This window comes from Sporolactobacillus sp. BBK16-2, from assembly GCF_059878335.1.
The window spans coordinates 2,280,491-2,304,625 of record NZ_CM187611.1 but is presented as its reverse complement, the minus strand read 5'-3'; the positions used below and the strand labels follow the sequence as shown (position 1 = coordinate 2,304,625).

General features: G+C 43.2%; 23 protein-coding genes. 19 read left to right on the top strand and 4 right to left on the bottom strand.

Annotated features, from left to right (window positions below; all coding sequences use genetic code 11):
* The first annotated feature begins 3 nt into the window (after positions 1–3).
* Both AC6F33_RS11560 and AC6F33_RS11555 read left to right on the top strand, forming a co-directional pair.
* The gene (locus tag AC6F33_RS11560; RefSeq protein WP_500777137.1) at positions 4–585 is read left to right on the top strand and encodes a GNAT family N-acetyltransferase; all 582 of its coding nucleotides are present in this window, start codon (positions 4–6) and stop codon (positions 583–585) included.
* Between the two features lie 33 nt (positions 586–618).
* A complete protein-coding gene (locus AC6F33_RS11555; RefSeq protein ID WP_255745674.1) occupies positions 619–1,074 on the top strand; it encodes a 2-thiouracil desulfurase family protein in 456 nt (151 codons plus the stop codon).
* Positions 1,075–1,145: 71 nt separating this feature from the next.
* Here the strand turns inward: AC6F33_RS11555 and AC6F33_RS11550 are convergent, their stop codons facing one another.
* Both AC6F33_RS11550 and AC6F33_RS11545 read right to left on the bottom strand, forming a co-directional pair.
* Positions 1,146–1,520, bottom strand: coding sequence for a FlxA-like family protein (locus AC6F33_RS11550; protein ID WP_255745673.1), 375 nt, complete (start codon positions 1,518–1,520; stop codon positions 1,146–1,148).
* Positions 1,521–1,653: 133 nt separating this feature from the next.
* Positions 1,654–2,025 (bottom strand): hypothetical protein, encoded by a 372-nt coding sequence (locus tag AC6F33_RS11545; RefSeq protein ID WP_255745671.1) that lies wholly within the window; start codon positions 2,023–2,025, stop codon positions 1,654–1,656.
* Positions 2,026–2,692: 667 nt separating this feature from the next.
* Here AC6F33_RS11545 and AC6F33_RS11540 point away from each other — a divergent pair.
* The 8 genes from AC6F33_RS11540 to AC6F33_RS11505 all read left to right on the top strand — a co-directional run bounded on the left by AC6F33_RS11540 (position 2,693) and on the right by AC6F33_RS11505 (position 10,492).
* Entirely contained in the window at positions 2,693–4,333 is a 1,641-nt protein-coding gene (locus AC6F33_RS11540; RefSeq protein WP_480948419.1) for an L-lactate permease, read from the top strand.
* 211 nt (positions 4,334–4,544) lie between these two features.
* A complete protein-coding gene (locus tag AC6F33_RS11535) occupies positions 4,545–5,480 on the top strand; it encodes an ABC transporter ATP-binding protein (protein WP_480948418.1) in 936 nt (311 codons plus the stop codon).
* A 16-nt stretch (positions 5,481–5,496) separates the two neighbouring features.
* The gene (locus tag AC6F33_RS11530) at positions 5,497–6,738 is read left to right on the top strand and encodes an ABC transporter permease (protein WP_480948417.1); all 1,242 of its coding nucleotides are present in this window, start codon (positions 5,497–5,499) and stop codon (positions 6,736–6,738) included.
* Positions 6,716–7,885 (top strand): ABC transporter permease, encoded by a 1,170-nt coding sequence (locus tag AC6F33_RS11525; protein WP_480948416.1) that lies wholly within the window; start codon positions 6,716–6,718, stop codon positions 7,883–7,885. The genes AC6F33_RS11530 and AC6F33_RS11525 overlap by 23 nt, the downstream gene beginning before the upstream one ends.
* Before the next feature lie 23 nt (positions 7,886–7,908).
* Positions 7,909–8,376 (top strand): hypothetical protein, encoded by a 468-nt coding sequence (locus AC6F33_RS11520; protein WP_480948415.1) that lies wholly within the window; start codon positions 7,909–7,911, stop codon positions 8,374–8,376.
* A 2-nt stretch (positions 8,377–8,378) separates the two neighbouring features.
* Positions 8,379–8,564 (top strand): hypothetical protein, encoded by a 186-nt coding sequence (locus AC6F33_RS11515; RefSeq protein WP_480948414.1) that lies wholly within the window; start codon positions 8,379–8,381, stop codon positions 8,562–8,564.
* Positions 8,565–8,694: 130 nt separating this feature from the next.
* Positions 8,695–9,843 carry a sensor histidine kinase gene (locus tag AC6F33_RS11510; RefSeq protein ID WP_480948413.1) on the top strand — a complete coding sequence of 383 codons (1,149 nt, stop codon included), beginning with the start codon at positions 8,695–8,697 and terminating at the stop codon, positions 9,841–9,843.
* A 7-nt stretch (positions 9,844–9,850) separates the two neighbouring features.
* Positions 9,851–10,492 (top strand): response regulator transcription factor, encoded by a 642-nt coding sequence (locus AC6F33_RS11505; RefSeq protein WP_480948785.1) that lies wholly within the window; start codon positions 9,851–9,853, stop codon positions 10,490–10,492.
* Between the two features lie 210 nt (positions 10,493–10,702).
* On the opposite strand, the gene AC6F33_RS11500 is transcribed toward AC6F33_RS11505, so the two are convergent.
* Entirely contained in the window at positions 10,703–11,377 is a 675-nt protein-coding gene (locus tag AC6F33_RS11500) for a hypothetical protein (RefSeq protein ID WP_480948412.1), read from the bottom strand.
* Positions 11,378–11,572: 195 nt separating this feature from the next.
* Here AC6F33_RS11500 and AC6F33_RS11495 point away from each other — a divergent pair, with 195 nt between their 5' ends.
* The 4 genes from AC6F33_RS11495 (at position 11,573) to AC6F33_RS11480 (ending at position 17,041) form a co-directional block, all read left to right on the top strand.
* The gene (locus AC6F33_RS11495; RefSeq protein ID WP_480948411.1) at positions 11,573–11,833 is read left to right on the top strand and encodes a hypothetical protein; all 261 of its coding nucleotides are present in this window, start codon (positions 11,573–11,575) and stop codon (positions 11,831–11,833) included.
* A gap of 213 nt (positions 11,834–12,046) precedes the next feature.
* Positions 12,047–13,756 carry a glycosyltransferase family 39 protein gene (locus AC6F33_RS11490; protein WP_480952865.1) on the top strand — a complete coding sequence of 570 codons (1,710 nt, stop codon included), beginning with the start codon at positions 12,047–12,049 and terminating at the stop codon, positions 13,754–13,756.
* A 105-nt stretch (positions 13,757–13,861) separates the two neighbouring features.
* The gene (locus AC6F33_RS11485; RefSeq protein WP_255745661.1) at positions 13,862–16,024 is read left to right on the top strand and encodes an ArnT family glycosyltransferase; all 2,163 of its coding nucleotides are present in this window, start codon (positions 13,862–13,864) and stop codon (positions 16,022–16,024) included.
* Positions 16,025–16,060: 36 nt separating this feature from the next.
* Positions 16,061–17,041, top strand: a complete 981-nt coding sequence (locus AC6F33_RS11480; RefSeq protein WP_255745660.1) for a glycosyltransferase family 2 protein — start codon at positions 16,061–16,063, stop codon at positions 17,039–17,041.
* Between the two features lie 436 nt (positions 17,042–17,477).
* Here AC6F33_RS11480 and AC6F33_RS11475 read toward each other — a convergent pair whose 3' ends face one another.
* On the bottom strand, positions 17,478–18,857 hold the full coding sequence (locus AC6F33_RS11475) for a methyl-accepting chemotaxis protein (RefSeq protein WP_500777136.1): 1,380 nt from the start codon (positions 18,855–18,857) through the stop codon (positions 17,478–17,480).
* Positions 18,858–19,072: 215 nt separating this feature from the next.
* Here AC6F33_RS11475 and AC6F33_RS11470 point away from each other — a divergent pair, with 215 nt between their 5' ends.
* The 5 genes from AC6F33_RS11470 (at position 19,073) to AC6F33_RS11450 (ending at position 23,999) form a co-directional block, all read left to right on the top strand.
* Positions 19,073–20,092, top strand: a complete 1,020-nt coding sequence (locus AC6F33_RS11470) for a GerMN domain-containing protein (protein WP_255745656.1) — start codon at positions 19,073–19,075, stop codon at positions 20,090–20,092.
* Positions 20,093–20,292: 200 nt separating this feature from the next.
* On the top strand, positions 20,293–21,045 hold the full coding sequence (gene rph / locus AC6F33_RS11465) for a ribonuclease PH (RefSeq protein ID WP_255745997.1): 753 nt from the start codon (positions 20,293–20,295) through the stop codon (positions 21,043–21,045).
* Positions 21,042–21,647, top strand: coding sequence for an XTP/dITP diphosphatase (locus AC6F33_RS11460; RefSeq protein ID WP_480948408.1), 606 nt, complete (start codon positions 21,042–21,044; stop codon positions 21,645–21,647). The genes rph and AC6F33_RS11460 overlap by 4 nt, the downstream gene beginning before the upstream one ends.
* Entirely contained in the window at positions 21,644–22,168 is a 525-nt protein-coding gene (locus AC6F33_RS11455) for a metallophosphoesterase family protein (protein WP_480948407.1), read from the top strand. Before AC6F33_RS11460 ends, AC6F33_RS11455 begins: the two co-directional genes overlap by 4 nt.
* Positions 22,169–22,879: 711 nt before the next feature.
* Positions 22,880–23,999 (top strand): IS3 family transposase gene (locus AC6F33_RS11450; RefSeq protein WP_500777135.1). Its coding sequence is split into 2 segments (ribosomal slippage): positions 22,880–23,148 and positions 23,147–23,999, totalling 1,122 coding nucleotides; the frame shifts between segments, so codons are not numbered across the junction.
* Positions 24,000–24,135 lie beyond the last annotated feature (136 nt).

The window sequence follows — 24,135 nt, the reverse complement described above, 5'->3', positions numbered from 1 at the left end:
CAATTGTTAATTAGAGAATACCAGACAGATGATGAAGAAGGCTGGCTGCGCTGCCGCGTTCTGTCCTTTTTACATACAGCCTATTATGATAATGTTTTACAGGAAAAGGAAACTTATGATCACCCCTCAATTGAACTTGTTGCGGTTGAAGATGGAAAGATTGTCGGCCTGATTGACATCGAATGTGAAAAAGCAAGCAAGACAGTTTGCACAGAATGCTCATCATTAGGCGGGATGATCTGGAACTTGGCTGTCCATCCCGATTTTCAGCGTCTAGGAATTGGGCAGCAATTGCTGCATGAAGCAGAAAAAAGACTCAAAGCACGGAATATTGATCAGCTGGAAGCCTATACACGTGATGATGAATGGGTGAATCACTGGTATCGGAAAAACGGTTTTCACCAAGTGAATCACGATCTGCATGTCATTATGGAGAACAATGAGTTGAATGGTGTTATTAAATCATCTTTAAAAAAAGTGAGACCCATTAGTTGTTTTGCGCATTATGCAGGAGAAGAAGAGGAAATGATTAAAGACAAATTCAACCGGGTCCATGAATGCCGATGTTATCGAAAAAACATATGAGTCATGGTTGAAATTAAAAAATGAGGTGTCTTAATGATTGTTGTAAGTTCCTGCCTTGCAGGACTCGCGGTAAGGTACAATGGATCGCATTGTTTGGATAATCGAATCATGCAGCTGATTGATCGTGGAGAGGCTGTTTCTGTATGTCCAGAATTGCTTGGAGGATTTTTAATTCCCAGGGAACCGGCAGAAATTGTAGGCGGTGACGGGAAGGATGTCCTTAACGGAACTGCCCGAGTAGTCACCAAATCGGGTACGGATGTAACAGAGCAGTATATTAAAGGTGCCAATCTGACTTTGAAAAAAGTCACGGAGCTTCATGCGACGACGGTTGTTCTCAAGGAAAATAGTCCTTCGTGCGGGAGCAAAAAAATATATAATGGTGCATTTAATGGACAAAAAATTGAAGGCAGCGGTGTTACAGCTGCCCTGTTAGAAAAGAATGGGATAAAGGTTGTTTCGGAAGAAAAGTTAGCTGAGATTTTCTAATAACTGCCCATTTAAAAAGTAAATAAAACAAAACGGGCATCCCCTAAAGGATGCTCGCTGTTTCATTTCACTCATTCACTTTGTGCAAGACTGTTTTGACTAATCGTCAGCTGATCGCCGTCCTGTGACTGCTCGGAAACAGCAGCGCCGGCTTCAATTTGATTTGAAGCAACCTGCGACTGTGCCTGCGCGCCGCTTGTATTCCCATTTTGTGAAGAACGGGATTTTAACTGCTGGATCTGCGCCTCAATTTGTTGAATTTGTGCTTGAATCACTTGAACTTGTTTTTGTTGATCCTCTTGATCCGATTTCTGGGATTCCAATTGCTTTAATTGAGTTTCTAATGTTTCTTCTTGCTTTTCAAGCGCTTCAATTTTTGTGCTTGAATCGGAGGTTCCTCCGGTTTGATATGTACTGCTTGAAGACCCAATGGATTGAATGTTCATACAGAGTCGCTTCCCTTCATTTATTGAACAAAGATACACATTTTTAATAATAGTAGTTAATTATTAATAAATCCTTAATTTTTGATTCTATCTTTCTTTTGACGGCGTGATGCTCCTAAATAATACTGCAATGTCATGTGTTTTCAGCAATAATGCGTCTGACAATCTCTGTATCAACGGTTGCTGTTTTTTTATCGATGATGTCAGCGACTCTTTCATTGTTTTGCGCAAGTTCTATATTTTCCAGAATCCGGATGAGATTGGACAGAGTTGGTACAGGAAAATGGAACAAACTATCTAGTTCATTATGAATACACCACAAAATGAGAACAAATAGGAGAAAACAGATGAAAGAAAGAACGAGATAAAGAAAAGCGTCAGGGACACGATTAGCGACAATATGATCAAAAAACCAAAAATTGAACGAAAGCCAGATGCAGGTAAAAAGAATGAACACGCTTAACGATAAGTGATAAAAAGCTTTTTTCTTAAATGACTTTGTCATTTCCTTTTTTTGTTCATTGAAATCCTTGATTAAAAAAAATAAATCTTTAATGGAATTATTCGTTTTCAAAAAATCTTTGACGGCTGCATAAATAAGAACACGCCATTCCTCTAAATGAAAAGATGTGTGATATAACTGTTTGCTTTTTTTCACAGCTAGAGGAAATAAGAAATAGTTGAGATTTATCAAGAAGGCGATTTCAAAAGTGACAAGACAAAAAAGAGAATTGACAAACCAGGAAAGCTGTACAAAAATTGGGACGATGTAAGCTGCAATAAGTGATACGCCAATCGTAGGGCAAAAGGTTAATCCCAAAAAGATGCAGAGATGGCTTTTCATATGCCGAAATACGAGATTCCAGACTGAAAGTTTCTTATAAAATAATGTCAACCGGTACTCAAAGTTCAAAATAGTCATTCCTTTAGCAATTTTTTCACCTCTTATTATCGTTGATTTTAATAAAAACTGATATGTGACTAAAGTATTATTCGTTCGACAAATTACTCGAATAGGTTGATCCAGCCTGTCTTTTCTTGTTCACGTAATGTTCAAAAAATGGCCGCCGAAATTGCATATTTGAATGTGCACATGTAAAATCAATAAATGTAAGCGCTTTATTTATTTTTCCTGATCAAGCTAATTTAACGTGCGGAAGGGGAATGAATCAATGCAATGGGCCCAGAATTACAACCCAATGGGTAATATGTTTCTGTCGTTTGTGGCAGCCTGTATTCCACTTGTCTTCTTTTTCTGGTGTTTAGCAATTAAGAAGATGAAGGGGTATAAGGCGGGCTTATTAACGGTTGCAATTGCTGTGGTCGAAGCAATTGTAGTCTATAAGATGCCGGTCCATTTAGCCATTGAAGCAACTGCATTAGGCGGATTGCAGGGTCTATGGCCGATTGGATGGATTATTGTCACGGCAGTGTTTCTGTATGAATTAACAGTGGCATCAGGCAAGTTCCAAATTATTAGTGATTCGATTGCATCGATCACTCAGGATCGCCGTCTTCAGGCATTATTGATTGCATTTTCATTCGGCGCATTTCTTGAAGGAACGGCGGGCTATGGCACGCCGGTAGCGATTGCAGGGGGATTGCTTGCCGGACTTGGCTTCAATCCCTTTTATGCAGCAGGGTTGTGCTTAATTGCCAACACGGCGCCGGTTGCGTTTGGCGGTGTCGGTATTCCGATTCTTACCTCCGGGCAAGTCACTGGCATTGATGTACTTTCAATCAGCCAAATGGTTGGTCGGCAGGTCCCTTTTTTATCCTTGTTTGTTCCATTCTGGCTGGTGTTTATTATGGCAGGTTGGAAACGGACAATTGAAGTGCTGCCGGCAATTCTTGTATGCGGGATTTCCTTTGCCGGTACGCAATACGTAACATCGAACTTCTTAGGACCGGAATTACCGGATGTGACTTCATCAATTGTCAGTATGGTATGTCTTATCCTTCTGCTTAAATTCTGGCAACCGAAATCCATTTTCCGATTCAAGGATGAAAAAGAAGAGCCAATTCCGGCACAACTGCAAAATAAAAACAGTTTTTCTTTTGGCAGAATCGTGCAAGCATGGTCACCATTCGTTTTGCTCGTTGTTGTCATTTGTGTATGGGGCGGATCCGCAAGCATTAAGGCGCTTCTGAGCAAAGCAACGTTAATGATTCCAATACCCGGACTGGATCAGATGATCGAACAAGTGAAGCCAATTGTTGCCAAGACGACGGCTTATGGTGCCATTTATAAATTTGATGTGATTGCAGCTACCGGAACGGCTATTTTAGTGACCTGTATACTAAGTAAATTCTTAATTGGTATCAGTTGGAAGAAGTGGGCACTAACCTTTGGCCTAACATTAAAAAAGCTGGCTCTTCCCTTGGTAATGATTGTATCTGTTCTCGGCTTTGCTTACATTGAGAACTATTCGGGCATGAGCGCGACACTTGGACTTGGGCTCGCCTCGACGGGCACCATTTTCCCATTCTTGTCACCGTTTATCGGCTGGATCGGCGTATTTCTCACCGGTTCGGATACTTCGTCAAATGCATTGTTTTCTAATCTGCAGAAGGTGTCCGCACAGCAAATTGGTGTCGATCCGACTTTGCTTGTCGCGGCCAACTCAACCGGCGGTGTTGCTGCAAAAATGATTTCACCACAATCCATTGCTGTTGCGACAGCGGCAACCGGATTGGTCGGTAAGGAAGGCAGCTTATTCCGATTTACAATTAAGCATAGTCTGCTTTTCGTCGCGATTACCGGCATCATTACACTTATTCAGGCTTACGTGCTGAAGTGGATGATTCCATAAATAAGTTCCTCGTGAGATTAATTAAGAAAGAGATGCGGGTGCGCCCACGTCTCTTTCTTTTTGCTTTTTTTCCTGCGATTACTCGTAATATATGACCTTCGTCATACAAAAAAGGTACCTTTCCGCACCGTAAAACTTGTAGCTAAAGTACGTCGTTAAGGATTAACAGGTGCATTAAACTTTTCCTATAGCAAAAAAAGGAGGCGCTCGGATGCTTGATTTAAAGCATGTATCGAAGAGCTATGGAAGTTTTCAAGCCGTAAAGGATCTTTCTATATCAATCGAAGATGGAGAATTGTTCGGATTACTTGGCCCAAATGGTGCTGGAAAATCGACGACTGTGTCAATGTTGAGCACAGTAGTGACGCCAAGTAGCGGGGAGATATTTATTCAAAACCAGTCTCTCAGGCGGAATCCGCGTGCTGCTAAGGCAATCATGGGGATTGTACCGCAGGATCTGGCACTCTATCAATCATTGAGCGCAAAGGATAATTTATCGTTTTTCGGCAGTCTTTACGGACTGAAGGGTAAAGAACTCAGGCGCAGAGTGGATGAGGTATTGGAGATCATTGAACTACGCGATAAGCAAAATCAGGATGTTGCTGAATTCTCAGGGGGCATGAAGCGACGTGTGAATATCGGTGTTGCGCTGATGAATCACCCGAAGCTGCTCGTTCTTGATGAGCCGACGGTCGGCATTGATCCACAGTCACGCAACCATATTCTTGAAACGGTTCGGCGACTGAACAGTGATCGGGGAATGACGGTCATTTACACAAGCCATTACATGGAGGAAGTTGAATATCTCTGCACGCGGGTCGCAATTATCGATCATGGTCAATTAATCGCCATCGGAACAAAGGATGAGTTGAAAAAAACGACGGAAGCCTATGATACGCTGACCGTCACGTACACATCGGCTCCGGCGCATGCGGATGAGCAAGTGAAACAATTGTCCGGTGTGGCACGCGTCACCAACAGTGGATTACAAATGAAACTATTAATCAATCCGAGGGCAGGCAGTAATGCGCTGACACTGATTGAAGCATTGAAGAATATTGGCTTTCAATTGACCGGATTCAACTATGTGGAGGCGAATCTAGAAAGTATTTTTCTAAAATTAACGGGGAAGACACTTAGAGAGTAATGAGGGAGGCGAGTGCATGAGCAAATTACTGAAACTCTTTTTTCTGGACATTAAATTATTGGTGAAAAATAAAACGATATGGCGACTCATCTTGCTGCCGCCTTTGTTTATTTTGATTTTGGGGACTATTTTTGGCAAGACAGCAACACCGATAAAAAAATTCCCGGTTGCGTTTGTCAGTGCGGATCAGACCGTATCACAAGGTCACATGCAGCTCAATCTTGGACAAATACTTGAAAATCAGGTGTTTTCGAGCGCTAAGTTGAAAAAGCTGGTCAACGTCAAAAAAGCGGCAAGTCTTGCGCAGGCGAAGCGTTGGGTTAGAAAGGGTAGAGTAGCTGCTGTGATCTCTGTCCCTAAGTCATTCACCACAGCTTATGTTGGGGATAAGAATGTTCACATTACCTTGATTGGCAATAAGGATAAGTTAACTGAGAAGAAAATCGTCCAATCAGTTTTAGAAGGATTCACTAATAATTTGAACACGATTCGTGAGGAACGACAGTCCTTAACTTCTTACGCAAAAAGTCATGTCATCGATGCGGCACATATTCAGTCAGCCATCAGCGAGTTTTCCAGTGTTTCAGTTCAAACACCGATGATTGAAAAACGCTCACCCAATCTCTCATCCAAACCGGTCAGAGCGATGCAGTATTATGCAATTGGCATGGCGGTCATGTTTTCGATAAGTACGGCCTTTGCGATTATCCACAATGTGGTTGAGGAACGGCTGAATCATACATTATATCGCATTCGCGCGATGCCTGTTCGATCCTTGCACTATGCGCTTGGCAAGCTTGGCGGCATTATTGTTGCTGTACTTCTGCAAATGTCTGCGGTTATTCTGATCAGCCGGGCGCTCTACGGTGTCGTCTGGGGCAGTTTGCCGGAGATTCTGCTGATCACATGTGTCTATGCCTTTGCGGTCGGATCGATTGTTCTGCTCTGCGGCTTTCTAGCAAAGAATCAGACCACTGTCTCCAGCCTTGGCGCGCCGATTTTATATATTTTTAGCTTTCTTGGAGGAAGTATGGTGAACACTGACAGCTTTCCGCAAGCGATGAAAGTTATTCATCAGCTGTTGCCCAATGGGCAGGCGATAAACGCTTATTTAGCGATCGGGCAGGGCGAGCAATTAATGAAAATCCTTCCCGAACTTTTACAACTGCTTGTCACCGGTCTTGTATTTCTTGTTCTCGCACTAGTGGCTTTCAACAGAAAGGGGGCATCCGGTCATGCAGCTGCTGCTCATGATTAAGTATCAATTGAAATTGCTGTTTCGAAATCGGCTGGCTATTTTTATGATGATTGCAGCTCCTGTAGTGTTGACTCTGCTTTTCTCAATAGTGGGGTCCGGTGATGGGAAAGCACAACTTGGAGTGCTTGATCAGGATCACAGCGTATCTTCCAAACAACTCATTCGATTGCTTGAGAATCAGGAAAATGTGCAGCTCATTCATTTAAGCAGAGCGGCAATGCAACATGATGTTGGCAATCAATCGATTTCGGAAGGTCTCATAATCGGCAATCATTATGAGCGCACCCTGCTTTCAAATCAAAAGACTGATCTGAGCTTAATTCAAAGTCAATCAAGTGGCAGCAGCGCGTTGATCGATCAGGTCGTCGCAGAAACCGTGGGCACGCAGAAGAGGATGGTGGTGGACGCAGCAACCGTCTCGCGTTACATTCATTCTGTCAAAACGACTCTTCTGTCTCAATTTTACAGACATAGCTTAAAATCTGCGACCATATCTGTTATCGATCATTCTCCAAGTAGGCAAAACGAAATGCGACAACAGAACCTTCGCACACTGATCGGATTCCTCGTCATGTTTGTCTGGTTTGTTGTTTTTCAAGGATTAAGAACGATGATTGAAGAGAAGGAGAATCACGCCTTTGACCGAATGATCAGTGCGCCAGCGCGTTATCGTCAAATCGTACTGTCGAAAATAGTTGCTACGTTTCTTTTTTCTGCTTTTCATGTTGCAGTGATCGTGCTTGTCGCCGGCTATTTTTTTAAACTTCATTTGCTTGCTCATTTCGTTACCCTTTGCGTGCTATTTGCTGCTTACCTGTTTGCATTGATTGGTGTGTCATTAGTCTTTGTACCATTCTTCAGAAAACAGCAGCAGTTCACTATTCTATCAACGATGATTGTTGTTTTAACAGGAATGCTTGGCGGTTCTTTTTTCTCGATTGAAACATTTGCGCCACGGTTTATTGTATGGCTTTCCCATCTGACTCCGGAGTCTTGGGCGATTCGAGCAATGAATGGAGTAACTCTTGACGGACAGCTGCTGAGCGCTCAGCTGACACCTTTACTAGTTCTCGTAGGTGCCGGATGCATTGGGACCGTGCTTTCTCTATTGTCGATGCGCGTATCAGTTCGGATGCAAAATAAGTAGGGAAAGGGGGCTATTGATTCGTAATGGATATTATTTTTGTCCTGCTGATTATCGTTTTATTGCAACTTCGGGAACGGGCATTGAATCGGAATAAATTATGGCTGCTGCCGATGCTCATGCTTTATATCAGCCTGTCAGCGTTCGAGAAAGTAAATCATTTTCAAATGATTGATTTGCTTACAATAGTTGCGTTGACTTTTTTAGGCCTGATTATTGGTGGAATACGCGGTTCACTCTATAGGATCAGATTCGATGATCAGTCGCAACAATTGATGAAAAAAGGAAGTGTACTCACTGTTGTACTATTACTTGCTTTAATTTTCGCGAAAGTTGTGATTGAAAAAATGACCATTTCAGGAAGCGCTGAGCATCTATTTTCAGTAGTCCAGGCAGGTTTTTTCTTTGAACTGTTCGGATCCTTCTCCGGCAGAAATCTGGCATTATGGCTGCGGAGTGGGAGACTAGTAAAAAATGATTCTGTGGGGGAGTAAAAATGTCATTAATAACAATGAATTTGATTGAACTGATTGCAGGGCTGCTGATTAATCTTTTTATCGGTAAACTGCAAGTTCTGCTGTTTCGAAAAAAAACGCAGACTTCTCGGATTATCATTCGTATTATCGGTGTTTATCTCTTGATCGACGGACTGTTAGGTATTCTGCATATTCATCTTTTCTAAAAAACGAGCGGCAGTGAAGAGCACTTATTCACTGTTGCTTTGCCTTGTTGTAAAATAAAAGGATTAATGGAGCAGATGAATGCTGCTAAAGAATGTATGAGGTATTTCATCAGCGAAAGGTGCCGTTACCATGTCCAACCATTTCTATAGTAAATTCATTCGCTATATAGCGCTGGTGATGATTATCTATTCACTTATTCCACTTGCCCAGCGCAATACCGGACTATTTATTGGACTCATGACAGCTGTAGTTGTTTTAAATGTTAATGATCTGATCCGATATCGGTTCCTAACCATGCAAACCGTTGCACATCAGGTTTCTTTCCTGTTCAGTCTGCTCTGTATCGTGTTAATTGTAACATTACAAGATTCCACGGGTGCAGAAGTCTATGTCATCTATTTGCTGGTTGAGTTAATTGTCATCCATAAAAAATTGCCCATTTTCCTTATTGCAGCCCACTTTACGATGGCTTTTTCTGTTGACATGCTGCAATTTGACTTTTTACATGCGCTCCGTCATGAATTGATTTCCTATGGCCTGACGCTTCTTACGATCCTATTGTTTCGTAATCTGATGATTGAAAAGCGTCGCGTTGAAGGCTTGAATCTGGAACTGCGGAAATCGAACCGTAAACTTGAAGAGTACACGAAGAAAATTGAAAGGCTGACGATTATAAAGGAACGGACGAGAATCGCACAGGAGCTGCATGATTCGATGGGCCATGCACTTGTTGCACTGAATATGAATCTTGAGTATGCTGAAAAAGTGGTTGATCATAGGCCTGTAGAAATAAAGGCAGTACTTGGTAAAACACGTGAATTGACCAAACAGTCGATGACAAATTTAAGACAAGTGGTCAAACTGCTTAAAGACGATGCTGTTCCTGATTTGAGTGAAGCATTACATGCGCTTGTTGATGCTTTTAGAGAAAACAATCAGGTTCATTTTGATTTGAACTTGAATGTTCTTGATGAAATAATAGATCCCAAAATAAAAAACTGTCTTTATAAGACGGTACGTGAAGGAATTACCAATGGATGCAGGCATGGCAGTGCTACACTATTCACCATTGATATCGCTTCCCATGAAGACAAAATAATCCTGAATATGACGAACAATGGAGTCACAGATTCTGAGATTATTAAGTCCAATGGTTTAAAGGGAATTGAAAATAGATTCAGAGATCTTGGTGGAATGGTTCATTTTGTCTCATCTAAAGAAGCTGGCTTTACAATAGAGGGTTCACTTCCGATGAAGGGCAGCTCTGAAGGGAAATGAGAATATGATTCGCGTTATGATTTGTGATGATCAGAAGATTGTCAGAGAAGGGCTGAAAATGATCTTAAGCATGCATAAAGAAATCCAAATTGTTGCTGAAGCTGAAAATGGACAGAAGCTGCTCGACATGCTGCAAAACATGTGTGTGGACGTTATCCTTATGGATGTCCGCATGCCGGTCATGGATGGCATTGAAGCGACCAAACAAATTAAATCACTTTACCCTCAAATAAAGATTATTATTCTGACAACGTTCGATGAAGACGACTATATTTTCGGTGGTCTGAAGAATGGAGCAGATGGCTATATTTTAAAAGATTCCGGCTCAGAGGAGATTGTCGGTGCGATTAAAGCGGCAAACGCCAACAGCATGTTGCTTAATGAAAAGATCGCGTTGAAAGTTGTTTCCGCACTGCACACAAAAGCGACTACGGAACGTGCAGCTGATAAGGAAAAGCTGTCTCTTCTGACTCAGCGGGAAATCGACGTGGCGAATGAAGTGAAGCTTGGGAAAAGTAATCGAGCGATTGGGCAAACATTATTCATTACAGAAGGAACCGTAAAAAATTATGTGTCACGAATTCTTGATAAACTTGAACTGTACAATCGTTCAGAGCTAGTGATCTATATGCGACAGATGAACACTTAAAATGAAGAGTATCTAGACGAATGAGCTTGAGTTGCAACACTTTTTGCATCTGCGTTGAGAATGTGATATATACCTTGTGCAAAAGCGTGAGGGGATCATCCGATGTTAATACATTGTTAGCAGCTTCCGAACTGTACATCCGTTTTTTTAATTTGCATAAAAAAAACCTGCCAATTAAGGCAGGCTTTTTGCAGCGATTAATGAGTTTCATTAATCACAATCACAGCTGTTTTTTTTCACATTCTCGCTAATTTCCATGGCATTAAAACTGAAGTTGCGGACATCGTCTTTAGTAAGCTGCGGCGGAGCGGCAGAAACGCCAAGGATATTCGTTAAGAATGATCCTGGAATGACTGAAGTATCCAAATCAATTGTTAGAAAATATTGATTTTTACCACATGTTGGTTTCGCATCAACGGCATGAATCGGGGTCGTCGCGAAAGCAAAGTCAACAAAACCAATCTCATCATCAGGTGTTGTGTTAAACAAGTCACCAATTGTAGAGAGCAACTGACTCGCGTCACGACTTTCACCGATCACTTTGCGTCCGTTGTCATTTTTCTTCCATACCCGAACAACTGCCGGGATGCCGAAAATAATACCTGCATTAATGATTCCAATAATGCTTTCCAGCAACGAGATGCTTTCCGGTTTCCATGTAACGGTGCCATCAAGTACGACACGCGCACATGGGTCCTGAACATTGACACTGACCTCGGCAAATTTATTGCTGATTTTCGGTCTCGGACTGTCAGAATTAGAAGCTAATTGGTCTGATGCAAAATCATTCAGCAAACCCGAATGACTTGAACCTTTACCACCTTTACATTTGTTGCAACCGCAATTTACACTGTGAGTATCTTCTTCAAAGAAATCATAACCCACTGCTTATCAACTCCTTTGTTTTGATACTATATCTTATTGCACAGGGACAATATTGCATGGACAGTTCACGCAGTCGTTTCGCACATTTTCACTTCTTCCTTGTGAATTAACGCAAATGACTACTCAGTTTGTCTATGCATCACTTACTTAAATACATAAACATGTAGTATCAAAACTGAAAGGATGATCATTAATATGACATTAAGTAGATTGAGCGCTTTAAGCAGCTTGAGCAGTTTGTCAGGGTTGAACAATTCAAAACTTCAGTCGGTGCTGGCAAAATTGGATCCTGGTGAAGTACTGGGTTCGGTTGTTCCCGATAACGGCACTGCTTTGGCAGCTCCAACTTTTTTGAATTATGACAAACTGACAGGGGTCGTAACCTTCTCTGTAGCAGGAGCAACAACATATGTTAACGCATCGGATATTCAAGTGATTACTTTAGCTACACCTTAACAAAATGAAAATGGCAAGCTCTGAAATCATCGGAGCTTGCTTTTTTTTGTATGCTGATAAATAGATGATTGTTTTCTAACACAATGTAACTAATCCGATCAATTATTAAAAAAAGATCGGCCCCTGCCACCCATTTGCTGGCTAGAGTTAAGAATTCCTTAATGTTTGTCATCTATGATCAGGTTGGAAAACGGAAGGGATGTGTGGGATACGATGAAAGGATTGAATAAGCAATTCGCTGCAAGTCTTATTTTAGTCATGATTGTCGTCGTTGCTGCAGCGGTTTTTTCAATTACGAGCAGCTTATCATCCTCACATTCGGCGAGAAACAGTCAGGGAATGGGACAGACCCACGCCATTTCCGATACAGGAACAGGAAGAGGCACCGGAGCGCGAATGCCTGCAAAGAAGCAGGAGAAAAAATCGATGAATAGCAAATCTGCGACGCATAATTTGCCGAACGTGAACGGTCAAAATGCTCCGCCGAATGGAAAGCGTTCTAAAAATGGCCGCCCATCAGGGAATACTGTGGGTGGGCAAACGGTTAAGAATGGTGCTAATCATTCAAATGGTCCACCTCATTCGGTCACTTCCGGATCTGGCGGTTCAATGCCAGACCAGCAAACCGGAGCGCAAAGCGTTATAACCAAGAGTTTAATTGCTGTTTACTCGATTTTATTTCTGATCACGATCATCACATGCTTTGTTTTGAACAGGAAAAGAAAATTTAGGATGGATAAACAAACGATAAGCGCATCAATGGGTACGCTCTTAGTAGTCGCACTCTGCGCTAAATTAGCATTGGCACCATGGATTTCCGGGCATATGGATTTAATGCTGTTCCAGAACTGGGCTCAATCTGCGGCTTCCGGATTAACGAATTTTTATCAAAACAGCAATGCTGATTATCCTCCCCTTTATATTTATGTTCTTTATGGAATTGGAAAAGCAGTCACTTTACCTGGATTGAGTGGCGGGTATACGTTATTACTCAAACTTCCTTCAATCCTTGCCGATGTGCTGACCGCCTGGCTGATCTACCGTATCGCACGAAAAAAGGGGCATGAATGGCTTGGGTTGGCTGCAGGAGCTTTTTATCTCTTTAATCCTGCTATTTGGATGGATTCAGTGATTTGGGGACAGGTGGATTCATTTTTCACATTAATTATTGTTCTTGCACTGAATTTCTTAATTAAACGCAACTATTTTCTCTCAACGGCGCTCTTTGCGGCATCAGTCATGATGAAGCCTCAAGGAATTATTTTTCTGCCACTGCTCGCTTATGTGTTTATTAAGGATCGAAGGATAGGCAAAGGTTTTCTCGCGCTTGGCTGGTACGCATTGATTACAGCGCTTATTGCACTTCCGTTTTCTTTTCTTGCAAGCGGTGGTGTATTATGGCTTGTTCAGCTGATGAAACGAACGATCAGCGAATATCCTTACGCGTCGGTAAACGCCTTTAATTTTTTCAGCTTAATCGGAGGTAATTTTCAATCGGACAGCGCGAAACTCTTTATCTTCAGCTATCACACATGGGGTATGCTTGCTATTGTTCTTATTTCTCTTGTGTCCTTATGGCTGGTACTGCGCAAGCATTCGATCCAGATGGTGATGATTGCAGGCTTAATACAAATTGCCGGCGTCTTTACCTTTGCATCAGGAATGCATGAACGCTATTTGTATCCTGCAATGGCGCTTGCACTCATCTGCTCGCTTATCAATGAAGATCATCGATTCGCTGTGCTTGCGATCGGCTATAGCTTCACGAACTTTATGAATCTTTATTTCATTTATTTTTTATCTGGAACTATGGCAGCTTCGTACAGTGTGTCGCTTGTTGTCACTTCGTTAGTCAATGTATTGCTGTTTGGGTATCTTGTCTGGACAGCATTCACTGTAAAACAAAAAAGTGAATTAAGTTAAGCATTCTTTAAGATTGGCTTGTCATAATATTGTTAAGCAAAAAGCTCGTGCTGACGAGTACAGGTGTTTATTTCAGATCTATTGTTGCCTGAGGAGGAGTTCAAGATGAACTTATTTAAAAGTAAACGAATTGATTTTTATTTAATCGGTGTCATTCTTTTTTCAGGATTCATGAATTTCTTTCTGCTTAATAAAGCAGATACAAATGAGTACTACACAGTAGCTGTAAAGAGTATGATGAAAAGTTTCCATAACTTTTTCTATGCATCATTCGACCCTGCAGGTTTTATTACGGTTGACAAGCCCCCCGTTGCGCTTTGGTTGCAAACAATAAGCGCCAAATTATTCGGATTCAGCAATTTCAGTGTTCTGCTTCCCGGAGCCGCTGCGGCGGTTGTGTCCACAGTGATTGTATACCAAATGGTGAAGCATAAGGCTGGCAAACTTGCTGCATTTATTTCAGGTATTGTCATGTCGGTCACGCCGATCTTTATAGCCGTAACACGAACAAATAACATGGACAGTATTCTGATTCTTTGTCTGGTCATTGCGGCATGGGCAGTGGTGAAAGCGGCATCGACGACTAAATTTCGCTGGCTCTTACTCAGTGTTGCCATGATCGGCGTTGGTTTTAATGTAAAAATGTTTGAAGCATTTATGATTGTTCCTGCGATTTATCTTTTTTATTGGATGGCTATGAAGATCAATTGGAAGAAAAAAATACTCCATCTTCTCGCTGCAACCGTTGTTTTGGCAGGAGTCTCTCTTTCGTGGGCGATTGTTGTTGATTCTACTCCAGCCAGTAAGCGTCCTTACGTCGGCGGGAGTCAGACCAATTCGGTTCTTGAACTAGCCCTCGGCTATAACGGCGTATCACGATTGACCGGTCAACAGGGTGCCGGAGGGCAAAAAACGGGAACAATGCCAAGTGGAGCGAGAACGCAAACCGGAACGAATGCATCAGAGAATTTACAGAATCCAAATTCTTCTTCCGGAGAAAATAGTTTCGGAGGCGAGATGGGCGGAACACCGCCAGGCGGAATGGGTGGCAATCGCGGCGGAAATCAGGGGTCGATGTTCGGCACCGGGAGCGCAGGACCGTTGCGCCTCTTTTCAAAAGAATTATCCGGACAAGCAAGCTGGCTTCTACCTTTTGCCCTCTTCGGAGTTATTGCGATTGTGGCTGACTGGTTCCGTCGCAGAAAGCTGAATGAAAAACATAGTTTTGCAATTTTCTGGCTTGCATGGCTTGCTCCGGCAATGGTCTTCTTCAGCATCGCCGGTTTCTTCCACCAATATTATTTAAGTTTGATGGCACCACCGATTGCGGCGTTGGTCGGTATCGGATTTTCGTATCTGTGGCGAGACTTCAGTGATGCAAAGAGCTCTTGGCGCGGTTATCTTCTCCCGATCGCTTTTGGTGTAACGCTTCTTTTTGAGGCAATTATCTTTTACCAGAATAGTATTGAAACGATCTGGACTGTGTTGCTTATTGTAGCCGGTATACTAGCAATTGGTTTTGGAATTGTCTGGCGAACGGCCGATCGGAAAGTTCAAGGAGCAATTGCCGGATCAAGTGTACTATTAATGCTGTTTGCTCCATTGTATTGGACACTTCCATCAACGTTTAATCAGACGGATAGTTCGACTCCTATTGCCGGGCCGAGTTCAACACAGTCAGGTATGGGCGGCCAACGTTCAGATGGGAAAGGCTTCCCTGGAGGCGGAACCGGAGGACCTGGCGGCAGTCAAGGAGAGGCACCATCGATCGATGGCGAATCTGGTGCCTCAGGGGCTTCACAAGGTCCAAATGAATGGTCACAAAATCAAACCGACCAATCGTCAACCAGCACTTCGGATCGAAGCATGAATCGCGGTGGCGGAATGCGTCAACAAGTCAGTACTAAACTGCTTACTTATCTGCGCAAGCATTACACGGGTGAAAAGTTTATTCTTGCCGTGCCAAGCGCTCAATCCGCATATTCCATCATGATGAAAACAAACTATGCGGTTATGGCAATGGGCGGATTCGCAGGCAGTGATCCTGCATTAACCGTAAGCAAATTGGAAAAGATGGTGAAGGCTGGAGAGATTAAATACTTCCTGATCTCAGGAAATCAAGGCGGTGCACAGAACGCATCCGTAACCAACTGGATTAAGAAGAACTGCACAGAGGTCAAGGCAAGTGAATGGTCGAGTTCGGATTCGAGTTCAAGCAGTCAAAACGGATCAGGAGGGCAATCGACGCTCTATGTCTATAACAAATAAAAAATGGTGCAGTGCGGTATAAAAGAAAAAGGAGGCATGGCCATGACAGTTAAATATTCAATAGTGGTGCCGGTATTCAATGAAGAAAAAGTGATCTACGAATCCTATAAGCGATTGAAAACAGTCATGGATCGAACTTATGAATCCTATGAGTTGCTGTTTGTCAATGATGGAAGCCGTGACCGAACTTCGGAGCTGCTGAATTATATTTCCGAAGGAGACACGAACGTAAAAGTTATCGAGTTCTCACGTAATTTCGGACATCAAATTGCGATAACGGCAGGCATGGATTACGCGACTGGCCAGGCTGTCGTTGTCATCGATGCGGATCTTCAAGATCCACCTGAATTGATCCTGAAAATGATTGAAAAATGGGAGGAAGGTTATGATGTTGTTTACGGAAAGCGAGTAGAACGAAAAGGTGAAACCTTTTTTAAGAAACTCACGGCATCGCTTTTCTACCGAACACTGAAAATGTCAACAGACATCGATATTCCTCTTGATACAGGTGACTTCCGCTTGATTGATCGGCGCGTATGTGATGAAATGAAGCGCATACCCGAGAAAAATCGGTTTATACGCGGGCTTGTCAGCTGGGTCGGGTTTAAGCAAACGGCGATTGAGTATGTTCGTGATGAACGGCTGGCCGGCGAGACAAAGTATCCATTGAAGAAAATGCTGAAGCTTTCAATCGATGGTTTGACTTCGTTCTCATATAAACCACTGAAATTAGCCACTTATGGCGGCGCATTTCTTTCTTTGGCAGGATTTGTCTATATGATCGTTGCCTTATCGTTAAAGCTGTTCACATCAAGCACCGTGCCTGGATGGACCTCGCTCATCGTTATTCAACTCTTGTTTAGCGGGTTCACATTGTTCATTCTAGGCGTGATCGGAGAGTATATCGGTCGAATTTATGACGAAACAAAAGATCGTCCGTTGTATATTATTAAAGAAGCCAAAGGATTCGGTGCCGCCAATCGCGTGCGTTCCATATCCAGTGTCAAGCATGGCTGACCATTACCAATGTATAGAAATAAAAAGTCCGAATAGACGCATAGTCTGTTCGGACTTTTTGCACAAATAAGATATAAAGATCTAGAGGACTTTAGTGTAAGTGCAACTAAGGCTTCGCACCTTCCAGAGGCTTGGCGAAGCCGAGTTTTCTAACAAGTAAAGAAAGTATAAGAATTTGCCCCGTATTTAAACGAATAAACCAGTGTCTTGGCCGAGAATCAAAGCAAAGGTGCGAGACGCCTGCAGGATCAGGTGCCAGCGAGACCCCGCAGATTTCTGCTTGTCTGAGGAGGCTCGCGGTGCGCCCGCGGTCGCGCTCAGTTGATGCGAGCAACCGGAGCGATGATTCAGCACCGTAAAGACACAAACCAATCACACATGGCTGGAGATTAAAGACCGGGCGCTTTTTGCTCGGTTTTTCTTATGTTACACCATTTCAATGAACCGTTAAATCTGTTCCAAAAACACCGATTACTTGTCCGGATTGGAAAATAGGAAAGGACAACGTAACGCAAGGCTGCTTTGTAATCGCAGAATAATAAGGTTTTGACACATATGGCGAACCCTTCATTGCCTCCACAAACCAAGTTCGCGCACCTGCGTTTGCAAGAGCAGCTGCCGGCTCTGAATAAACAAACGAACCGTCGGGAAAATTCGACCAGACCGCTTCAAGTTCGGGATAACTTTCCTTAAGAATGCTCAGGATCCTTTTATGCTGTGCAGGTTCAATAGGCGCGAGCGGGTGTTCCTCACTGAATTGCAGGATTGACTGCTTCATCGATTTCAGTTGATTTGCGTTGATTTGAATGGCCATACGTTCATCCTGTTGAATCGAGTTATGAAGCTCATTTGAGGTGCCAATTAGCAGTTTGTTCAATGCCAGCATTTGATCAATGCTGGTGAATTGGTTCGACACGTCTTGTTCAACTGTTTCTGCAAGCGCTTGATTCGTCTGTGTCATTGCTGAAATTTGATTAATTAGATCAGAAATTGTGGAGATGCTTCCTGTTTGTTCATTAACAGAAGCTGCAGATTCCTTGCTGCCGAGCATGATCGTCTCCAATTTTTCTTTAAAGTCGCTTAAGTTTGCGACAATGTGCTGCAATTTTTCTGATCCTTTGTCAATTTCGGCTGTTTCCTTATTGACACGTTCAGTCGATCGACTGATTTCCTTCTGTATCAGTTGTGTGGTCTGTTTTGTGTCGTGCACCGCTTGCTGCGTTTCAGAAGAAAGTTTGCGAATTTCAGACGCGACAACGGAAAATCCTTTTCCTGCTTCGCCTGCCCGGGCAGCCTCAATAGCAGCGTTTAGCGAAAGAATATTCGTTTCTTCGGAGATGGAACCGATCAATTGGAAGACTTGGTCTATTTTTCTTGAATGTGCGACAAGCTCATTCATTTGACTCATAAGCTCGCGATGACCATTTAAGATGCCTGACATGGTCTTTTCTAATCCGCTGACCGCTTCTAAAGAAGAACCAAGATCTTGATAAGCCTGCTCGCTGTCTGCTTGCACACTGCTCACAATTGAAAGTATTGTTTGTGCGGAGTTTTGAATTACATGCATTTGTTCATTAACTTGCGCTGCGCTTTCAGCAGTATGCGTTGTATGTCTTTTGAACTCTGAAACACTGGTTTGGCTTGAACTAGAGGACTCGTTCAAAGCCTCTGCAGCGAGCTTCAGCTGTTCGACAACGCCTTTCAGCTGATCGGCAGCCACTTGTATTCTGCCCATTGAATTACGGTTGTTTGAATGATTTTGTGAATGGATTTCATTGTGCTGCTGCTTTCTTTTAAAAAGGATCAGGGGAAACACCTCCACGTGATACAAGCAGGTATGTAAAAAAATCACTATTTTATACAAAAGTATATCATTATTTGGTGTAATTTTCTCATTGTTTAAATAATAAGAATGAAACCTTAGTTTCAGAATTAAGAAAAACAGCTTTTCAAAAAAACAAAGGTCTATTCGATTGGATGGCTCGTATACATGTTAGTACAACCCATAGGGATTTACGAGGAGGGTACATTATGTATCGTCGAACATCATTCGTTTTGGCTGGCGCTTGTCTTGCAGTATCGATGGCGCTGCTTGCAGGTTGCGGCGGCATGGCTGATCGTGAACCGGATAGCGTTAAGTATGTAAACAGCAAGTCCGATTTGGTTAAAACCAGCAAGCATCAGGAATTTACTGAAAGAGTCTTGTATTTAACTGATGCCAATGGATTTGTTGTCCCACAAATGGTCGGTTTGCCGAAAACAAATGCGGTGACAAAGCAGGTATTAAACTATTTGGTTGCTGACGGACCGGTCTCCAACTTGTTACCAAACGGATTTCAGGCAACACTGCCTTCGGGGACGGAAGTAAAGAATGTATCTACAGATCAAAGGGGTAATGCAACAGCTGATTTTTCTAAGGACCTGCTTGATACACCCGCAGCGAGTCAGAGGCAAGCCATTCAGTCTATTGTCTGGACGCTCACTCAATTTCAGGCTGTAAAATCAGTGACAATCACAGTTGACGGCAAAGCAATGGAAGCATGGCCGTCAACTAAAAATGTAGTTGGCAGAGGACTTACACGTGCGGACGGGATTAATCAAGTCACCGGCGATGTGGCTGATGTCAGCGGCAGTGAACCGCTTACGGTCTATTATATGGCTGCCAACAAAGGAAAAACCTACGATGTTCCGGTAACAGTTCGTGGGACTGTCGGTTCGGATCGCGTAACCGGCCTCGTCAATGCACTCATTCACGAACCGGCGGCAGGGGCACTCATTTCACCGATGAACCCCGATATTCAGTTGACTGAAAAACCGCAAATCAAGAATGGAACGGTATATCTCCATTTTAACAGTGCTATTTATGATAATAAAAAGGCGAAGACAATCAATGATCAAGTCGTTCGCAGTCTTGTTCTCACACTTACAGGGGACCCAGCGATTCAAAAGGTGTCGATACAAGTAGGGCATGCGACAAAGATGACTTTGGAATCCGGGAAAACATTATCCGGAGCGGTTTCTCGCGATTGGGTTGATGCGACCGGCCTGTAATTTAATTAATGAAAATATGGTATAGTAAGAGGAGCAGACAGGGCTTCTCTTCTTTTTTGCACTAGGTGATTAAACGATGAGGTTGTTTATTGGCTCATTTGCACTGAATGAGTCAATAATAGTATGAACAACGAGATCCTTTAACAAAGCTGATTGCTAAAAAAGGAGCCCTAATAATGGACACGGGGGCAATTGAAGTAATGAGACCAGACGGCAGAGCAAGCGACGAACTAAGGTCTATTCAAATTCAACCGGATTTTATTATTCATCCAGAAGGTTCGGTACTTATTTCGGTAGGCAAAACAAAAGTGATTTGCAATGCGAGCATTGAAGACCGCGTGCCGCCTTTTTTGCGTGGGCATAAAAAAGGGTGGGTTACCGCAGAGTATGCGATGCTTCCTCGCGCCACGCCTGAGCGCAATATGCGTGAATCTACTAAAGGAAAAGTGACCGGCAGAACCATGGAAATTCAGCGTTTGATTGGCCGCGCGCTGCGTTCCGTTGTCGATCTTGAGGCGATGGGCGAACGCACATTGTGGATTGATTGCGATGTCATCCAAGCGGACGGAGGTACGCGTACCGCGTCCATTACAGGTGCTTTTGTCGCGGCGGTACTGGCATTCAGACATGCACTTGAACGGAAGCAGATCAGCCATATGCCGATCAGATCCTATCTTGCAGCGACCTCGGTGGGCATCCATCCGATCTATGGTCCGTTATTGGATCTCTGTTATAAAGAAGATTCGACTACTGATGTTGATATGAACATTGTCATGAACGGTCGCGACGAATTTATTGAAATTCAAGGAACCGGCGAGGAAGCGACCTTTAGTGAAGAGGAATTGGCGAAACTGCTTTCACTTGCAAAAAAAGGAATCCATGAATTGATTGAAGCAGAAAAAACCATTCTTGGCGATTTAGTTGTCGAACAAAAGGTGGGAACAAATAAGTGATTAAAGTATTGATTGCCTCAAATAATCCAGGAAAAATAAAAGAATTTAAAGCACTGCTTGCTGAATTCGATGCAGAAGTTTTTTCTTTAAAAGATATGGATATTCACACGGATGTACCGGAAACTGGAACAACATTTCGTGAGAATGCTGCATTAAAAGCGGAAGCATTATCTCAAGAGACAGGCATGATCACCTTGGCAGATGATTCAGGGCTGTGTGTCGATGCGTTAAACGGCGAACCGGGGATTTTTTCCGCACGCTACGCAGGTCTGGATAAGAACAGTGAGCATAATATTGATCTGTTGTTGAAAAAACTTGCAGGCGTGCCTGAAAGCGAGCGAACAGCACATTTTGTCTGTGTACTCGCAATCAGCAAGCCCGGCCAACCGACTCACTTTGCCGAAGGCCGCTGTGACGGATTCATCACAATGGAACGACGCGGAGAAGATGGGTTCGGTTATGATCCGCTATTCCTGATTCCGGAACGGCAATTGACCTTTGCACAAATGGGCGATGATGAGAAGAACAAGATCAGCCATCGTGCTCGTGCATTGAAGCAGTTGCAAGAACGATGGACAAGCTGGGTTGGTGACACTGAATGAAGTGTTTAATTGTCAGTGATACCCACGGTTTTACTCATGAATTAGCTGAGTTGAAGCAACGCTATGCAAGCAAGGTCGATTTTATGATCCATTGCGGCGATTCCGAACTGCAGCCGGATTGTCCGGAAATGGAAGGCTTTGCAGCAGCTGTTGAAGGAAACTGTGATTATCCTGGTGCTTATCCTAATGAATGTGTGAAAAAGATTGGTGGATTGACCTTTCTTGTTGCGCATGGGCATTTGCTCGGCGTCCGCCAATCTCCCGCACGACTATGCTACCGTGGACTTGAAGTGAAGGCGAATGTTGTTTGTTTTGGTCACACACATTTTGCCGGTGCATTCCAAAAGGACGGTATGATTGTGATTAATCCCGGAAGTTTGCGGCTTCCGCGTAATTATCAAGAAGGAACATTCGTTATTTTTGATTATGATAATGAACAAAAGACTGCTCAAGCCACTTATTATACGTTTGACGGCAAGCCGGTTGACGCATTTTCCCAATCGTTTAAGCTGAAGAAATAAATGTGATCAATAGAAAAGAGAGTCGGATATCCAGTCCGGCTCTCTTTTTGTCGCGGAAGCGACACCGCTGCGTTTAGGGAGTGATGAGGAGGGGCACTCATATGGCGGTTATCAGACATCATGAACTTTTTGCCTGATAATACATATTATGTTGGTTCAAGTCTTTTGAATGGGGATATGAACGAGCCAAATCGCCTTTTTTGCACCTTTTGAATAAATTGGGTAAAATCGTATCTCATGTTGTCGTTACGGACATACTGCCGATGAAGGTCATTCTTGATTCGGAGTAACGAGGTGATGGACATGGAGGGTAATTTTTTTAAAGGTGCGTTATGGGCAATGGTGATCTGCATACCATTTTGGGTCATTGTCATCAGCCTGATGATTGCGTTCTGGTAAGCTCTATTTGTTTGATTGTAACAATTAGAGAAAAGGCAGGAGTGCAGCAAGAGCTACAGCATTGGGAAAAAACAAATAATAAACTCAACTTTCGCAGTGTAAAAGTCTGGGAGAATCCTTGATGTAACCTGTTTTGTGAGCTATTCATTAGGGATCTTGACAAAATAGAAAGACACCTTCCTTTTTGGTATAGTGAATTTGACGAAAACACTACCAAAAGAAGAGGTGTCCTCTATATGATAGCGAAAAAGGGTCTGAATATAATGGACCCAAGAATTAAGACACGAAATAAGGATGTGTTAAGGTAGATCTATGAAACGGAAATCTTACTCTCAAACATTCAAAGTCAAAGTCGTGCTCGAAATTCTGAAAGAGGAAAAGACGTTAAGCGAATTGTCCTCTACGTACGGTGTTCATGTCAATCAGCTTCGGCAATGGAAAAAGACAGCCCTAGACCAGCTCCCACAGCTCTTTGATCGTAAGCAGAATGATCAGAGCCGGATGCAGGAGGAATACGAAGAAAAAATTGACCGACTCTATGGCGAAGTTGGACGTTTAACCACGGAACTCTCGTGGCTTAAAAAAAAATCTGGCTACGACGATGTCACGCGATGAACGCTTAATTTTAGTCGACTGGGAAGATCCGGAGCTGTCCATTAAGAAACAGGCAGAACTTCTCTCTCTGAATCGTTCAGGCCTCTACTACAAGCCCGTTCCGCTTGCGCCTAGAGAGTTTATGGTCAAGCATCGTATTGATGAGTTGTACACCAAATACCCGTTTTATGGTTCTCGTCGGGTGACGTATCTGCTTAATCGGGAAGGAGTGATGATCAATCGCAAAGCAGTTCAGCGTCATATGCGCGAGATGGGGATTCAAGGCATTCATCCTGGACCTAATCTGAGTAAGCGAAACCGAAATCAGTATGTTTATCCTTATCTGCTGCGGAATTTGGCCATTACCCATCCCAATCATGTTTGGGGTATTGACATCACTTACATTCGGTTAAGACACGGTTGGATGTATCTGGCCGCCATTATCGACTGGTACTCACGCTACGTCATCAGTTGGTCCTTGGAGCAGACGCTGGAGATTGAGCTGATCACGCAAACCGTTAGCGATGCACTCACGCAGGCAAGACCGGAGATCATGAACAGTGATCAGGGCAGTCATTTCACGAGTCCACACTATCTGAATCTTCTCAAGGAGCAATCCGTTAAAATTAGTATGGACGGGAAGAACCGTGCCCTGGATAATATTATTACCGAGCGATTGTGGCGTTCGGTCAAGTACGAGGAAGTCTATCTCAAAGACTACGCAAGTCCAAGAGATGCTCGCAGAGGCATTGACAACTATCTGAATCTTTATAACCATGAACGGCCACACCAGTCGCTCGGTTATCAAACACCGGCTTCTGTTTATCACCAGGGGTAGGCGTGTCCCTCCCCATCCTTGAGAAAGTGTCTGTTTCTTTGAGAACCTGTCAAGGGGTATCGGCTTCGCCCTCCCTGCGGTCGCCCTGGACAGAACCCCAAAGAAAACAGGTCACATGGTTAGGATGGGGAAGGCC